This is a genomic window from Parerythrobacter jejuensis, assembly GCF_039536765.1.
Lineage (GTDB): Bacteria > Pseudomonadota > Alphaproteobacteria > Sphingomonadales > Sphingomonadaceae > Parerythrobacter > Parerythrobacter jejuensis.
Map to the genome: position 1 here is coordinate 1,937,338 of NZ_BAAAZF010000001.1, position 15,023 is coordinate 1,952,360.

The 15,023-nt window shown below is 60.7% G+C and carries 19 protein-coding genes; 15 read left to right on the forward strand and 4 right to left on the reverse strand.

Translation table 11 applies throughout. The features are described from left to right. The 11 genes from ABD653_RS09595 to ABD653_RS09645 all read left to right on the forward strand — a co-directional run bounded on the left by ABD653_RS09595 (nt 1) and on the right by ABD653_RS09645 (nt 7,764). A complete protein-coding gene (locus ABD653_RS09595; RefSeq protein ID WP_160778472.1) occupies nt 1-951 on the forward strand; it encodes a helix-turn-helix domain-containing protein in 951 nt (316 codons plus the stop codon). Between the two features lie 104 nt (nt 952-1,055). Beyond that, nucleotides 1,056-1,466 (forward strand): SUF system Fe-S cluster assembly regulator, encoded by a 411-nt coding sequence (locus tag ABD653_RS09600; protein WP_160778473.1) that lies wholly within the window; start codon nt 1,056-1,058, stop codon nt 1,464-1,466. After that, on the forward strand, nt 1,463-2,944 hold the full coding sequence (gene sufB / locus ABD653_RS09605; protein ID WP_160778474.1) for a Fe-S cluster assembly protein SufB: 1,482 nt from the start codon (nt 1,463-1,465) through the stop codon (nt 2,942-2,944). The genes ABD653_RS09600 and sufB overlap by 4 nt, the downstream gene beginning before the upstream one ends. Beyond that, entirely contained in the window at nt 2,941-3,456 is a 516-nt protein-coding gene (locus ABD653_RS09610) for an endonuclease domain-containing protein (RefSeq protein WP_160778475.1), read from the forward strand. Before sufB ends, ABD653_RS09610 begins: the two co-directional genes overlap by 4 nt. A 17-nt stretch (nt 3,457-3,473) precedes the next feature. Further along, nucleotides 3,474-3,842, forward strand: a complete 369-nt coding sequence (locus ABD653_RS09615) for a hypothetical protein (RefSeq protein WP_160778476.1) — start codon at nt 3,474-3,476, stop codon at nt 3,840-3,842. Between the two features lie 21 nt (nt 3,843-3,863). Next, nucleotides 3,864-4,613: a Fe-S cluster assembly ATPase SufC gene (gene sufC, locus ABD653_RS09620; RefSeq protein ID WP_160778477.1), complete on the forward strand. Its 750-nt coding sequence runs from the start codon at nt 3,864-3,866 to the stop codon at nt 4,611-4,613. After that, on the forward strand, nt 4,610-4,915 hold the full coding sequence (locus ABD653_RS09625; RefSeq protein ID WP_160778478.1) for a hypothetical protein: 306 nt from the start codon (nt 4,610-4,612) through the stop codon (nt 4,913-4,915). Before sufC ends, ABD653_RS09625 begins: the two co-directional genes overlap by 4 nt. Continuing rightward, the gene (locus ABD653_RS09630) at nt 4,912-5,667 is read left to right on the forward strand and encodes a SufD family Fe-S cluster assembly protein (protein WP_160778479.1); all 756 of its coding nucleotides are present in this window, start codon (nt 4,912-4,914) and stop codon (nt 5,665-5,667) included. The genes ABD653_RS09625 and ABD653_RS09630 overlap by 4 nt, the downstream gene beginning before the upstream one ends. Then, nucleotides 5,664-6,893: a SufS family cysteine desulfurase gene (locus ABD653_RS09635; protein WP_160778480.1), complete on the forward strand. Its 1,230-nt coding sequence runs from the start codon at nt 5,664-5,666 to the stop codon at nt 6,891-6,893. Before ABD653_RS09630 ends, ABD653_RS09635 begins: the two co-directional genes overlap by 4 nt. Next, a complete protein-coding gene (locus tag ABD653_RS09640) occupies nt 6,890-7,408 on the forward strand; it encodes an SUF system Fe-S cluster assembly protein (RefSeq protein WP_160778481.1) in 519 nt (172 codons plus the stop codon). The genes ABD653_RS09635 and ABD653_RS09640 overlap by 4 nt, the downstream gene beginning before the upstream one ends. Further along, nucleotides 7,408-7,764: a HesB/IscA family protein gene (locus ABD653_RS09645; protein ID WP_199801083.1), complete on the forward strand. Its 357-nt coding sequence runs from the start codon at nt 7,408-7,410 to the stop codon at nt 7,762-7,764. The genes ABD653_RS09640 and ABD653_RS09645 overlap by 1 nt, the downstream gene beginning before the upstream one ends. A 3-nt stretch (nt 7,765-7,767) precedes the next feature. Here ABD653_RS09645 and ABD653_RS09650 read toward each other — a convergent pair whose 3' ends face one another. From ABD653_RS09650 to ABD653_RS09660, 3 genes are all read right to left on the reverse strand, one after another. Further along, a complete protein-coding gene (locus ABD653_RS09650) occupies nt 7,768-8,712 on the reverse strand; it encodes a hypothetical protein (protein WP_160778482.1) in 945 nt (314 codons plus the stop codon). Between the two features lie 74 nt (nt 8,713-8,786). Then, on the reverse strand, nt 8,787-9,233 hold the full coding sequence (locus ABD653_RS09655) for a hypothetical protein (protein WP_160778483.1): 447 nt from the start codon (nt 9,231-9,233) through the stop codon (nt 8,787-8,789). Beyond that, nucleotides 9,223-9,945 (reverse strand): EI24 domain-containing protein, encoded by a 723-nt coding sequence (locus ABD653_RS09660; protein ID WP_199801084.1) that lies wholly within the window; start codon nt 9,943-9,945, stop codon nt 9,223-9,225. The genes ABD653_RS09655 and ABD653_RS09660 overlap by 11 nt, the downstream gene beginning before the upstream one ends. A 131-nt stretch (nt 9,946-10,076) precedes the next feature. On the opposite strand from ABD653_RS09660, the gene ABD653_RS09665 reads away from it, so the two are divergent. Beyond that, nucleotides 10,077-11,084 (forward strand): adenosine kinase, encoded by a 1,008-nt coding sequence (locus ABD653_RS09665; RefSeq protein WP_160778484.1) that lies wholly within the window; start codon nt 10,077-10,079, stop codon nt 11,082-11,084. Here ABD653_RS09665 and purD read toward each other — a convergent pair. Next, on the reverse strand, nt 11,081-12,370 hold the full coding sequence (purD, locus tag ABD653_RS09670) for a phosphoribosylamine--glycine ligase (protein WP_160778485.1): 1,290 nt from the start codon (nt 12,368-12,370) through the stop codon (nt 11,081-11,083). The genes ABD653_RS09665 and purD overlap by 4 nt on opposite strands. Between purD and xseA the strand changes: the two genes are divergently transcribed. From xseA to ABD653_RS09685, 3 genes are read left to right on the forward strand one after another with little or no spacing between them, the layout of a single operon-like run. Further along, nucleotides 12,369-13,835 (forward strand): exodeoxyribonuclease VII large subunit, encoded by a 1,467-nt coding sequence (gene xseA / locus ABD653_RS09675; protein WP_160778486.1) that lies wholly within the window; start codon nt 12,369-12,371, stop codon nt 13,833-13,835. The two genes, purD and xseA, sit on opposite strands and share 2 nt — an antisense overlap. A gap of 24 nt (nt 13,836-13,859) precedes the next feature. Next, nucleotides 13,860-14,063, forward strand: coding sequence for a DUF2093 domain-containing protein (locus ABD653_RS09680; RefSeq protein WP_160778487.1), 204 nt, complete (start codon nt 13,860-13,862; stop codon nt 14,061-14,063). Then, nucleotides 14,060-15,019, forward strand: a complete 960-nt coding sequence (locus ABD653_RS09685; protein WP_407672744.1) for a M23 family metallopeptidase — start codon at nt 14,060-14,062, stop codon at nt 15,017-15,019. Before ABD653_RS09680 ends, ABD653_RS09685 begins: the two co-directional genes overlap by 4 nt. The last annotated feature ends 4 nt before the right edge of the window (nt 15,020-15,023 follow it).

A 15,023-nucleotide genomic window follows, 5' to 3' on the forward strand; every position in this document is an offset into this window, starting at 1 on the left:
ATGAAAAGGGTGGCAGAGGCTGGTGGGGCAGCTTTGAAGCTGTTGCATGGGGAAGAGGGACAGCTCGTACCCCCGTCGATAGTGTCGATAGACTATTTCGATCCCCCGGGGGATCTGCGCCCCTATGTCACGACCCTGTTCCACTTTTGCTGCGATGATGATGAAATCCGGGATATCCAGCCCGCTGATCTGGGTAAACTGATGCTTGTTCTCAAAGGAACGGGCATGGCCCACTTCCGTGACGGGCGGAGCGAAGCGATCCCGACCTTTTCGCTGCAATCGCCCACCAGCGTGGCGTTGCCGTTTCATTTTGTGAACGGCTTCCATTCGCTTGGTGCGGCTTTGACGCCGCTGGGCTGGGCGGCCCTGAGCAAGCTTTCGGCAGACGAACATGGCAATATGCTGTTCGATGCCGCGGCGATTCTGGGTGAGGAAAGCAATGCATTTCGCCAGAAGATCACAGATGACTACGGCTTTGCGGCATTCGATCAAGACACCATGATCGATGCCTTGGCGCAGTTCATTCGGGGCAATCTGAAAATGGTGGCCCCACGCCACATCCAGCTGATCCAGACCGTGGTGGACTGGCTGGGCACATCGCTCGATCCGAGCCTTGACGATCTGTATGCGCAAACGACCTATTCGACGCGGCAGTCACAGCGCTTGGTGGAACGTTACTTCGGCCTCACTCCGCGCGCGCTGAAGCGCAAATATCGTGCCGTGAGGGCTGCCGCGATCCTGACGGCCCCGGATGTCGATGATGACAGTGTTACAGCGGTCGAAGAGCATTTCTATGACCAGTCGCATTTGATTCGCGAGATTGGCCTGTTTGTCGGACGGACCCCTTCACGCCTTGGCGGAGATGATAACCCGATCCTCAATGAATTGCTCGATCTGCGGAATTTCCGCATCAAGGGGCCCGGCGAAAGCCAATTCGACCCTTCGATCTGAAGTTTCTGCTAACGACTCGCAACAAGTGGTTTGGCATTGAAACCATGCATTTGCGCGCATAGATGCAAATCGGAACGAATTAGTCCGATTAGAGTCATTTGCATATGCGCCTTTCCAATCTAGCAGACTACGCCGTCGTCACGATGAGCGCCGCTGCCCGCCATTGCGGGGGCGGACGCGTTTCGGCTGCGGAGCTGGCGCGCGAAACCGGTTTGCCTGCGCCCACCGTACAGAAGGTGGTCAGCAAGCTGACGGCCGCCGGCCTTCTGCGATCCGTTCGTGGTGCTGGCGGCGGGCTGCAATTGGCGCGTCCAGCAGCAGCGATTTCGGTTGCCGAAATTGTCGAGGCCGTCGAGGGCCCGATCGCACTTACGGCCTGCGTCGAAGGCGGCGATTGCGCGGTCGATCACAGTTGCACGGTCAAACCGCATTGGCCGGTCATTAATCAGGCAATGCGCGGCGCGCTTGCCAGCATCCCGCTGACACAGCTTGCGGGCACAAGAGAGTTTGCATGAGCGAAGATATCGATATCCAGGATCGTGATGCACGCGAGGCTGCAGACAAGGCAGCCGAGTACGAACATGGCTGGTCCTCTGACATTGAACAGGACTTCGCGCCGAAGGGGCTGAACGAAGATACAATCCGCTTCATCAGCGAGAAGAAGGGCGAGCCGCAATGGATGCTTGATTGGCGGCTCAAGGCGTTTCGCCTGTGGCAGACCATGGAGGAGCCTGACTGGGCCAAGGTCGGCTATCCCAAGATCGATTATCAAGACGCGTATTATTACGCCGAACCGACCAAGAAGCCGGAGCTGGACTCGCTCGATGACCTCGATCCGGCGATCAAGGAAGTGTACGACAAGCTCGGCATTCCGCTCGGAGAGCAAGAGGTACTCGCCGGCGTCAAGGGTGCACGCAAAGTTGCCGTCGATGCGGTGTTTGACAGTGTCAGCGTGGCGACAACTTTCCGCGAGGAACTGGAAAAGGCGGGTGTGATTTTCCGCTCCATTTCCGAAGCTATCAAGGAGTATCCCGACCTTGTGAAGGCGTGGCTCGGTAAGGTCGTGCCAATGCGTGACAATTACTTTGCCACACTCAACTGCGCGGTCTTTTCCGACGGCACTTTCGTCTACATCCCCGAAGGCGTGCGCTGCCCGATGGAGCTGAGCACCTATTTCCGCATCAATGCTGAGAATACCGGACAGTTCGAACGCACGCTAATCGTGGCCGAAAAGGGTTCCTATGTCAGCTATCTTGAAGGCTGCACCGCGCCGATGCGCGACGAGAACCAGCTGCATGCCGCCGTGGTCGAACTGGTCGCGATGGACGATGCCGAGATCAAATATTCAACCGTGCAGAACTGGTATCCCGGCGATGCCGAAGGCAAGGGCGGGATCTACAATTTCGTCACCAAACGCGGACTGTGCCAAGGTGCGCGCAGCAAGATCAGCTGGACGCAAGTCGAAACCGGCAGCGCGGTGACGTGGAAATATCCCAGCTGCGTGCTCAATGGCGAGGACAGCGTGGGCGAGTTCTACTCGGTCGCGGTGACCAACAACTACCAACAGGCAGATACCGGCACCAAGATGATCCACAATGGCAAGGGCAGCCGTTCAACGATCATCTCCAAAGGCATCAGCGCGGGCAAATCGAACAACACCTATCGCGGCCTGGTGCGGGTTGGCCCCAATGCCGATGGCGTGCGCAATTTCACTCAGTGCGATAGCTTGCTGCTGGGTGACCAGTGCGGTGCACACACGGTGCCCTACATCGAAGTCAAGAACCCCGGGGCGCAGATCGAGCATGAGGCGACAACCAGCAAGATCAGCGACGACCAGATGTTCTACGCCCAGCAACGCGGACTGGACGAGGAAGAGGCTGTGGCGCTGATCGTTAACGGCTTTGCCAAGGAGGTTCTGAAAGAGCTGCCGATGGAGTTCGCCGTCGAGGCGCAGAAGCTGCTGGCAATCTCGCTTGAAGGGAGTGTGGGGTGACTGACCGCAAAACCCTGAAACTTCGTGACGCTTCCGAGCAGGAAGGCACCGCACCAACCCTCAACAAGAAGGGCAGGGGCTGGAAGATTTCGGAGAAGCGGCTTGATGCTTTGCACGACCGTGCCCGCGAACTGCGGCGACATCCATCCGAGGCGCACAAGGCGCTCGCAGCGCGCTTTGCGCAGGAGGACTTCGGCAAGTTCAAGTTCCAGAAGCAGGTTGTGATCGGCTCTGCCATTATGGACTTTGCCTCGCACCCGCTCGGCCTGGCGATCGATATCGAGGAGCCGGATGCAACCGAGCTCGAGAAACGCCGCGACAAGAGCCTTGCTGCGGTCGGGATCGAAATTGTCCGGATTCCTGCGGCCGATATCCTCGCTGATATGGAGGGTTCGATGAAAACCATCTTTGCCGCGATGAATGCGCGGTACCGTGAAAAACAGGAGCGCCGCCGTTCGGCTCCGCGCTCCGGCGGTGTCCGCCCGGACCGCCCGCAACGGCGCCATGACTGAGATTAAGGGAAGGGAGAATGATGATGAATAGTGTTGCAATGACCCTGGCTGCGATTGCCCTGCAAGCTGCCCCGGCGGACGAACCCGTCCAGACGCCGGAGAAGCTTGAGAACATCTCGATCCCGCAGGAAATCTCGCCTGCGCTGATGCCGTATCTGACCTGCCGCCAGACGGAGCAGGGCATTGCCTTGTATGATGATGACGGCAATTTGATGAATCCGCGTGAGGCCAAGCAAGACTGCGCACCACTGCGCGAAAAGGCGCGCGGCAAGACCATCGGCATCCTCAAGGACCTGATGCTCGGTCGCAACCGCACCGAACGCGCGCAAATCGCCGATTACTGGCTTGGCCGCATCGACAGCCTTTCCGGCCCCACCGAAACCTGATCGGAACCAAAGACCCCAACCATGCTGAAAATCGACAACCTTACCGCTGAAATAGCTGGCAAGCAGATCCTCAACGGCCTGACCCTCGAAGTGAAGGCGGGCGAGGTCCATGCCATTATGGGCCCGAACGGTGCCGGAAAATCCACACTGTCTTATGTCCTGGGCGGGAGGCCCGAATACGAAGTGACGGGCGGATCGGTCGAGTTCATGGGGCAGGACCTGCTGGACCTGGAACCGCATGAGCGTGCCGCAGCGGGACTGTTCCTCGGCTTTCAGTACCCGGTCGAGATTCCGGGGGTGTCCAATGTCCAGTTTCTGCGTGAGGCACTCAATGCGCAGCGCAAAGGGCGTGGGGAAGAGCCACTTTCGGGCGGGGACTTCCTCAAGCTTGCCAAGGAAAAGGCAGCACTGCTCAAGCTCGATATGGAAATGCTCAAGCGGCAGGTAAATGTCGGATTCTCTGGCGGAGAAAAGAAACGCGCCGAGATGGTTCAGATGGGCATTCTCGATCCCAAATTTGCTGTGCTGGACGAGACTGATAGCGGGCTCGACATCGATGCGCTGCGCGTGGTCGGCGACGGTATCAATGCCATCATGCGTGACCCGGCCAAAGGCGTGCTGTTGATCACCCACTACCAGCGGCTGCTGGACGTGGTGCGCCCTGACAAGGTGAGCATCCTTGCTGCTGGCCGCATTGTCCAGACCGGGGGGCCGGAACTGGCCCTGCGGCTTGAGAGCGAAGGCTATGATGCTGTGATGGAAGAAGCATGAGTTTCGCAGCTATCCTCGCGCTAGCCGTCGCCGCGCCGATCTCGGATATTCCCGAGATTGTGGTGATTGCCAAGCGGCTGGATGGTGTGTCTGCCTCGGTCGGGCAAGACCCGGAAGGCAAGTGGCATTGCAGCCTGGACAAATCGAGCGGGGTGCGCTCGCTCGACAACGGCCTATGCAAAGCCGTGACCAAGTGTGTCCGCAAGGGCGCGCGTAACGACGATGCCATCCATGGCTGCGTGACCAAGAGCAAGCGCCGCCTGCTGAAGCGGTTTGAACGCGAATACAGGAAACGGATGTGACTGAGGCCGGAACTCTACCGACACGCAGGGACGAAGCGTGGCGCTATGCCGATATCGATGCCGTGACCCAGCTCGGCCTAGATGCCCTGGCAGATTGGCAAGAGATATCCCTCGCTGCAGGCGAGAGTCATAAGCAATGCATTGTGGTTGGCAGCGATTCTCCTGAATTGCACCGAATCCGGCTGTCCCTTGGCGAAGGCGCGCGCGCAGAAATCTTTGCTTCGATCGTGGGCCCGGCTTCGTGCCGGTTCGAAGTCGAAGTGCGGCTGGCCAAAGGCGCCCATTTCGAATTTGGCGGCGTTACAATCGGTGGTGGCGAGGCCATCCGGGAATTTGTCACCCATGCCGTGCATGCTGAACCCGAAGGAACCTCCAACCAGGTCGTGCGGGCGGTCCATTGGGATCAGGCCAGCGGCAATTTTCTCGGTCAGATCGATGTCGTGCGCGACGCGCAAAAGACGGATGCGGCGCAGGACTTCAAGGGGCTGCTTCTCAACAAGGGCGCCAGCGCCAATGCAGTGCCGCAGCTGGAAATTTTCGCCGATGATGTGAAATGCGCGCATGGCGCGACCGTCGGCCAGCTCGACGAAATGGCGCGATACTACATGGCGGCGCGCGGCATTCCGCCCCAGACCGCCAAGAAGCTGCTTGTGCGCGCGTTCCTCGCCGATGCGTTTGTGGCAATTGAGGATGAAGCCGAGCAAGAGCGGCTGCTGGATGCTGCCCTGGATGCGTTGGGAAACACTCTATGAGTTCCGCCCCTACCATTACTCGCAGGGCCGATTTCCCCGGGCTGATAACGCCCGACGGCAACCCGTGGCACTATCTCGATACCGCCGCGACGGCCCAGAAGCCGCAGGCGGTGATCGATGCCATGAGCCATGCCTTGGGCCGCGATTACGCGACCGTGCATCGCGGCGTTTATGCGCGGTCCGCGAATATGACCCTCGCTTATGAAGCTGCGCGCCGCCGAACTGCGGAGTTCATCGGCGCCAAGAGCGAGAATGAAATCGTCTTTGTGCGCGGTGCGACTGAGGGCATCAATGTGGTTGCTGAAAGCTGGGGTGGCGCCAATCTGAAAGCGGGTGACCGCATCATGCTCAGCCAGCTGGAGCACCATTCCAACATCGTGCCGTGGCAGATGCTGGCTGAACGTGTCGGCGCTGCAATCGATGTGTGCCCGATCACCGAGGAGGGCCTGGTCGATCTCGACTGGCTCGAAGCAAACCTGACGAGGGAACATAAGCTTGTCGCGCTGGCCCATGTTTCGAACGTGCTCGGGTCCGTTCTGGGCGCGAAGCGGGCGGCTAAAGCTGCACATGCGGTGGGCGCGAAATTGTTGCTCGATGGTTGCCAATCCGCTCCGCGAATGCGGCTTAACATGGCCGAACTCGATTGCGACTTCTTCGTATTCTCAGGCCACAAGCTTTACGGTCCAACCGGGATCGGCGTGCTGTGGGCGCGCGAAGAATTGTTCGATGCGATGCCCCCCTACCAAGGTGGTGGATCGATGATCGACCGGGTCACTTTCGAAAAGACGACCTACGCCCCGCCACCGCAGCGGTTCGAGGCAGGCACGCCGATGATTACCGAGGCGATCGCGTTGCATGCCGCGATCGACTACACTCTTTCGGCAGCCGGTTCGGGCGGGATGGAAAGCCTGTTCGCGCATGAATCCGGTCTTGCCAGACAGGCACGGGAGGCGCTCTCCAAGATCAATTCGATCCGCGTCCTTGGCCCAGAGAGAAGCGCCGGCATCGTCTCATTTGTGATGGAAGGGGTTCATCCGCATGATCTCGGCACCATATTGGATGAAGAGAACGTTGCGATCCGCGCAGGCCACCATTGTGCGCAGCCGCTGATGGATCACCTTGGCGTGCCGGCCACGGCCCGCGCCAGCTTCGGATTGTATAGCGATGAAGACGATATCGAGGCGCTGATGCGCGGTATCGAGCGAACCCAGAGGATATTTGGATGAGCGAAGGACAGGACAAGGAATTCGTGGCGGCCCCGGCACCCAACGAGGATGTGCTGAGCGAAGCGCCGCCCAAGCCTCCGCGCGCGCGGGTCGAGGATGCGGTGGACGATAGCCCGCCGGAATCGATAGGCGAGAAGCTCGGGCGCAAGCGCGACTACCTGGAGGGTTTCCTGCAGAAGAAGCCCGAAGGCTTGAAGTCCGGTGAGCCGGGCGGCGATCTCTATGAGGCAGTCGTATCGGCCTTGAAAGAGATCTATGATCCGGAAATCCCGGTGAACATCTACGATCTCGGGCTTATTTACGGGGTCGAGATTTCGGATGAAGCAGATGCGATTGTGACTATGACGCTCACCACGCCGCACTGCCCGGTGGCGGAAACCATGCCGGGTGAAGTTGAATTGCGCGCCGCCAGCGTGCCTGGTGTGCGCGATGCCGAGGTTAACCTGGTCTGGGACCCGCCCTGGGGCCCAGAGAAAATGACCGACGAGGCGCGGCTCGAATTGGGGATGCTCTGATGGCTGATACCAAGACCCGCACGCTTCCCGCTGCAGTCAAGCTTACGCTTGCGGCAGAAAAACGCGTCGCCGATCTGATGGTGGATGCGCCCTCTGATGCAATTGGCGTCAAGCTCTCGACCCCGCGCCGAGGATGCTCGGGCCTCGCCTATTCCGTCGATTACGTCACTGAAGAGGTGAAATTCGACGAGAAGATCGAAACCCCCGGCGGCGTCTTCTACATCGACGGCGCTAGTGTTCTCTACCTGGTCGGCAGTGTGATGGACTGGGTCGAGGACGACTTTACCGCCGGTTTCGTGTTCGAAAACCCTAACGCCAAGGGCGCGTGTGGCTGCGGCGAGAGCTTTATGGTCTGAACGTTAGTTCAGATCCTCTTCCACTCTGGCGATCAAGGCCTTTTCCAGCGGATCGAGCTTGCCATCGGCCTCGATCATGCTGTCGAGCCAATTCTGCTCGTTCTCGGTGACGATCTCACCTTCGATCGCCCTCAAGGTAGGGTCGGTGCCCGCACGCTTTTGGCCGAACACTTTTCCGAAATGATTGGCCACCTTCGGCGCTTCCTTGGCCATCCGGCCAAAGAACCGGCCGACATTGACCGAATTGTCGGCGATGAAGCCTTCCAGCTCCTTCGTGCGATTATGGGATAGCTGGGCGTTGGCAGCACTGAAGCCGCGCAGATAGTTCGCGGTGCCGTCCACGAACAAGTCTTGCCATTCCGGCGCGTTTGTTGCGTCGAGCGTTGCATCCTTGATCCGGAACAGCATCTCCGCATCGAAGCGACTGACTGCGGCAGGGCCGTGGCCGCCGCTGGCAAAAATCACACGGCGCAGCAGGGCGCATTCTGCGGCACTGAGATGGGTGGCCGAGAGATCGCCGCCACAGCGCGTCGGGCCTTCGCCGTACAGAACGGCCTGTTCGATTTGCTCCAGCGTATAGTGTTTCAGCGCGTCCGGCACATTGCGCGCGCGCTCGATGATCCGCACGAGGGTTTCCAGCTCGGCCATGGTCTCCAGTTTGCCATCATGATCGAAGGCCCGGATCAACCAGTCGGCTTCCCTTTCGTCGCACATCCCCTTGGGGTCTGTGCCGTTGAGCACGAATTCACCGATCGCTTCGACAAAGAAATCGACCCAGTCATTGCCCGGGAGCGTGATTTGCCGGTTAATGGCAAAGATTGCCTCTGCTTCCTCGCGGGTCATGATCCCGTCACCCCAGCCCAGGCGGCGCAAGGACAGGATTTCATCTGGCGCGATGCGGCCATCCTCGGCAACAGCGCGGGCGAGATCGGCAAACTGGACACTCATGGCGTAAAAACCCCCAAATCATGAGGGTCCAGCCCTGACAGACTATCCTTAAATCGAGGTTACCTGTGGCGTCCTTAACGCTTGCGCAAGGCCCGCACGCACGAGACGCGGTCGACATCCAGCGCATCGCTTGCGCGCCGCGCATCAAGATATGTCGCCGTCGGTTCCGCACCCGCCCTTAGAGGGTAGAGATAGATGTCCAGCACACAGGCCTCGCCGGTAAACTGCAGTTTGCGCGCGTCCCCCTCGAACACGTCGAGCCGCGCTGTACCGAACTGACGCTGCAATTGCTGGGCATTCTGGCCAATCACCCCTTCCAGCCCGCGAATACTCATCACTTGCGGTGCCAGGAAGCCATTCGAGCTGCTGCGCGGGGGCGCGGTTGGCTGGGTTGGCGGGACACGAACACTGCCCGTGCGCGGCGGCGGTGCGCTGACGGTGCCGGTACTGGCCACGGGGGTACTGGGCGCTGCACAGGCAGCAAGCGCAGGGATCAGGATTAGGGGAAGTTTACGCAGCATCGGAACTCCGCGAGGCTCGGGAATGGACAAGATGGGTTGCAGTAGCCGCGCCCACAACAGGCGCCAGCAGATTGATAAAGGGCACAGCGAGCAATCCGGCGACCGCTCCGCCCAGCAGGAATCGGATGGGGCCTGGAACCGGCATGGTCTGGCCCTTGGGGGCCTGCCCGGGCTCGCGATGGCGGGCCCAGGCCAGGTCCTGCAATTCCCGGCCCAACAGCCATGCATTGACGAACCAGAACAGCAGGAAGGTTCCGATCCCGGTTACCAGCAAGATTGCGGCGATCGGCATGACGGCAAGATTGACCAGCAGTGCCCTGCCGACCCCGCGCAGGCTGTCGCGCAGGCTTTCCGAAAACGGCAAATCGCGGGCCGTCAGTGCCGCATCCGGATAGTGCTTGCGCTCCACAGCCAATACGATCTCGTCTGCGAAAAACTGGATGACGGCCAGAGCAACGATGCGGAACAATAACCATCCTGCTATGACGCCGATGATCACCGCGAGGGCAGTTGCAATCGTGTCGCTATAGTCGTTGTCGGCATAGGACGCGATCCAGCCTTCAATGACGGAGTCAAGCGCGATCCAGAGCAATGCAAAGAGCGCGGCGAAGATGACCAGGGTCGCCAAAATCGATTTGGCCAGCACCCGCAGGATTGCAGGATCGCCCAATTGGCCGATTGCGCGGGCAAACGAAGTGGTCAGCATCTTCATCGGTGCCGCTTGTGAGTCGCTCGAGGTGCCAAGTCAATCGCCCCGCAAGGCAACGCCCCAAGACAAGGCTTGGCCTGTGCATGGCAAGCGGCTAGTCGCGGGCGCAAATCAAGATACGGAACCGAGACCCTATGACCCAAGCTTCCCAAGACCCGCGCTATGATGTGATCGCCATCGGCAATGCTGTGGTCGACGTGATTGCCTCGTGCGAAGAGGAGCTAATTGAAGAGCTCGATCTCAATCGCGGCGGCATGACCCTGGTCGATGAAGCGCGGGCCGATGAATTGTATGGCGCGATGCCACCGGCACGCGAATTGTCTGGTGGGTCTGCGGCCAACACGCTCGCAGGCCTTTCAACTTTGGGCCTGCAATGCGCCTTTATAGGGCAGGTGGCGGATGACCAGCTGGGCAAAGTCTTTCGCCACGATATGCGCGCCACAGGAATCGATTTCGATACTCCTGCGCGCGCAGGCGAACCCGCCACCGGGCGCGTCCTGATATTTGTGACGCCAGATGGCGAGCGGACCATGAACACGTTCCTGGGCGCAGGCCAGTTCTTGCCCGCCGCGGCGCTCGATGAAGAGCTGATTGCCAGTGGCGCGATCCTCTATCTCGAAGGCTATCTGTGGGACCCGGAAGAGCCGCGCCGTGCCATGCGCCGCGCGATCGAAGTTGCCCGGGCCGCCGGCCGCAAAATCGCCTTCACCGCCAGCGAGAGCTTTGTGATCGACCGCCATGGCGATGATTTCCGCGCGATGATGGAGGATGGCGTGATCGATATCCTGTTCGTCAACGAGCATGAACTGGCAACGCTGACCGGTGAGGACGACTTCGATAAGGGCGTCGAAATGGTCGCTGCCAAAGTGCCCGTCCTGGTTGCAACCCGCAGCGAGAAAGGTGCGATTGCGGTGGCCAATGGCACTCGTGCCGAAGTTGCGGCCGAGCCGATTGCCAAGGTCGTCGATACGACCGGTGCTGGCGACCAGTTTGCCGCTGGCTTCCTGGCAGGCCATGCGCGCGGCGAAGGCCTGAAGCGCTGCCTAGAGCGCGGTGCCATTGCTGCGGCCGAAGTGATCAGCCATTACGGGCCTCGTCCGGAGGTCGATATGAAGGCCTTGATGGCTGAAAAGCTGGGCTAGGCTGGGCTTTCACGCTCCACTTCTCGCCAGCCGATATCACGGCGACAGAAACCGGTCGGAAAAGTGATAGCGTCGACCGCTGCATAGGCGGCAGTTTGTGCCTGCGTCACATTCGCACCCATCGCGGTGACATTGAGCACTCTGCCGCCATTGGCGCGCAATTGCTCGCCTTCGATCTTGGTTCCGGCATGGAAGACCTTTGCGCTGGAGGTTTCGGCAGAGCCGAGCTGGATTGCGCCGCCTTTCTCGGGTGTCCCGGGATAGCCATTGGCAGCCATTACGACCGTCAGAGCTGTTTCGGATGACAGATTTGCAGCCGAGTACTCGCTCAGCTTGCCCTCGGCGCAGGCCAGCATCAATTCGCCCAGATCCTCCTCCAGCCGCATCATCAGCACCTGACATTCCGGATCGCCAAAACGCGCGTTGTATTCGATCAGTTTGGGACCTTTATCAGTCAGCATGAGCCCTGCAAATAGCACCCCGGAATAGGGTGTGCCCTCCGCACGCAGGGCATCGACTGTCGGCGTGATGATGCGGTCCATCACATCTTGTTGCAATGCGGCGGTCAGCACCGGGGCGGGGCTATAGGCCCCCATGCCGCCAGTGTTGGGGCCGGTATCGCCTTCGCCCACACGCTTGTGATCCTGCGCACTGCCGAGCGGCAGGATAGCGGTGCCATCGGTCAGCGCGAAAAAGCTTGCTTCCTCGCCAACCATGAATTCCTCGATCACCACTTCGGCTCCTGCCGCGCCAAAACGCCCGCCGAACATGTCTTCCAGCGCCGCTTCGGCTTCTTCGCGGGTTTCAGGCAGGACCACGCCCTTGCCTGCGGCCAATCCGTCCGCCTTGAGCACATAGGGTGGTGAGAATCGATCCAGTGCGGTTATCGCCTCGTCCAGCGAGGTTGTGCGCACATAGCCTGCTGTCGGAATGCCTGCGCGTTCGCACAGATCTTTCGTGAAGCCTTTGCTCCCTTCCAGTTGGGCAGGGCCCTGGTTGGGCCCGAAGACGGGGATGCCGGCATTGCGTAGCGCATCGCCCAATCCATTCACCAGCGGTGCTTCCGGGCCGACCGCTACCAGCCCGATGGCTTTGGCAGAGCAGAATTCCAGCACCGCTGCATGATCCCCAGCATCCAGCGCGACGCATTCGGCATGTTCCGCAATGCCCGGATTGCCCGGCGCGGCATAGAATTGATCCCCATCTCCCGCCAGCAGCCGGGATTGCGCGAGTTTCCAGGCCAAGGCATGTTCACGCCCACCCGAACCGATCAGAAGGATATTCATGGCAGACCCCCATAGCGATGACAGCACTAGCGGGCTGGTAGCGCGCGAGAAGGCAGGCGACAACGCCGAGCCGCTCTCTGTCAGCGCCTTGTCCCAAATGCTGAAGCGCACGGTGGAGGACCGGTTTGGCTATGTCCGGTTGCGCGGGGAGCTATCCGGGGTGAAACGGGCGGCATCGGGCCATCTCTATTGCTCACTCAAAGACGAAAAGGCCGTGATCGATGGAGTGATGTGGAAGGGCAATACCCGCCGCCTCGCTTTCGTGCCCGAAGATGGCCTGGAAGTGGTCGCCACCGGCAAGCTGACGACATATCCCGGGCGCTCGAAATACCAGATCGTGATGGAAAGCGTGGAGCTTGCAGGTGAGGGAGCGCTGCTTGCGCTGCTTGAGAAGACTCGCCTGCGGCTGGAGGCCGAGGGGCTGTTTGCCCGCGAGCGCAAACGGCCTTTGCCCTTCCTGCCACGCACGATCGGGGTGGTCACATCGCCAACCGGCGCGGTAATCCGCGATATCCTGCACCGGCTGGCAGACCGCTTCCCCAGCCACGTGCTGGTGTGGCCGGTGCTGGTGCAGGGCAAGGGGGCAGCGGAGCAGGTATCGGCGGCCATTCGCGGCTTCGGCGCTATCGGTCCCGGTGGCGCAGCTCCGCGGCCAGACCTGTTGATCGTCGCCCGAGGAGGTGGCTCGATTGAGGATCTCTGGAGCTTCAACGAGGAAAGTGTGGTGCGCGCGATTGCGGAAAGCCCGATTCCGGTCATCAGCGCAGTCGGGCATGAAACCGATACGACGCTGGCAGATTATGCTGCCGATCGCCGTGCGCCGACACCCACGGCTGCTGCGGAAATGGCTGTACCGGTGCGCGGGGAGCTGGCGGCGACACTCAATGATTTTGCTTCGCGCCAACAGCGCGGCGTGCTCCGGCCAATGGCGCTTGGTCGAGAGCGGCTGGAGGCCCGGATCCAGCGCCTGCCGCGGATCGAGGCGCTGTTGCAGCCACAGGCGCAGAGGCTGGATGAGTTGACCGACAAGTTGCGGCGCGGCTTGCGGGATCGTGTGGGCCATGCGCGAGAGGCGATGCAGCGCGATTCTGCGCGACTGTCTCCTGCCAGCCTGCGCCTGCGGTTGGAGAAGGCGCAAATCGGCCTCGATAGCCAGCGTCTTGGCCCGCGCATGGTCACAGATCGGCTGATGCAGGCGAGCGAACGGCTCGCCGGTCTTGCCCGCGTGCATTCCTCGCTCGACCCCAAAGCGCCCCTCACACGCGGCTATGCGCTGGTGCATGATGCAGCAGGCAATCTGGTCGGTTCGCGCAAGGTTGCTGCCAAGTCCGCGCAGCTCTCGGTCGAGTTTGCTGACGGTGCGCTGGATGTGGTTCCTGGCGCATCGGCACCAACTGCTCCCAAGCGGGCAAAGAAAGCAGCCAAAACGCCACCTGCTTCGACGCAAGAAGATTTGTTTGGCTAGGGCGTGCCTGCTAAGGGCTTGGCCATGCTAATGTCTTCCCGAGATGAGCCGGCCAAGTTGCAATATGGCCCCAATGATTTTCGCGTGCTGCGCGCCGGGCGATTTGTCCATTGCGCGGTTAGCGGCGAGCCAATCCTGCTCGAGGATTTGCGCTATTGGAGTGCGGAATTGCAGGAGCCCTACGCCAGCGCAGAGCACGCAACCCGACGATTGACCGGAGAAGCATGATGGCCTTGCCTTGGGATCGCTGGGCAATCGGAGGCGCCGTGATGGCTCTCGCTGCCAGTTGCAATCCGGTTGCGCTGGAAAGCAGTGGCGCCATCGCGGCTGAAACTGCCCAGCCGGCTGCAGCGCCAACCGAAGCCTCGGTTCCGGCGGGGTCGACCACCATTCTTGCGCAAAGTGTTCCCGAACCAACAGGGCCGTCGAATTTCGAGGTCGAGGGTGAATTGGAGCAAGGCGGCTGGATTCGCGGCCAGGCCCCTGCCGGTGCATTCCGCGCCAGGTTGGGCGGCCGCGCGCTCGAGCTTGATAGCGAAGGACGGTTCTTTGCCGCTTTTGACCGCGACGCAGGCCGTTCGACCCAGCTGATTGCCGACCTGCGCGATGGCAGCACGGTGACAGCGGATCTGGCGATCTCCCCACGGTCGTGGAATATCGAAAGGGTCAATGTTGCACGCCGTAGCGGTGGGCCGAGCGCGGCATTCTGGAAGCGGCGAAAGCCCGAGCTTGACCAGATCAATGCCGCACGCAGTGTCAATGCGGACAGTGACGGTTGGCGCCAGGATTTCGTATGGCCTGTTAAGGGTCGGATTTCGGGCCGGTTTGGCTCCCAGCGCATATATCGCGGGGAGCCAGGCAGCTATCATTCCGGCATCGATATCGCGACCGGGGCAAGCGGCACGCCGTTTGTTGCGCCTGCTGACGGGGTCGTTACGCTGGCCACTCCGCGCCCGTTCTCGCTTGAGGGATACCTGTTGATCATTGATCACGGCCAGGGCCTCAACAGTGCCTTCCTGCATATGTCCAAGATCGCAGTTGGAGTGGGAGAAACCGTGCGGCGCGGGCAGTATATCGGCAATATCGGCTCTTCGGGCCGTGCCACTGGCCCGCATCTTCATTGGAGCATCAAGTGGCGCGATACCCGGCTCGATCCGTTGTTGTTCACTGGCCCGATGAACTGAGCGG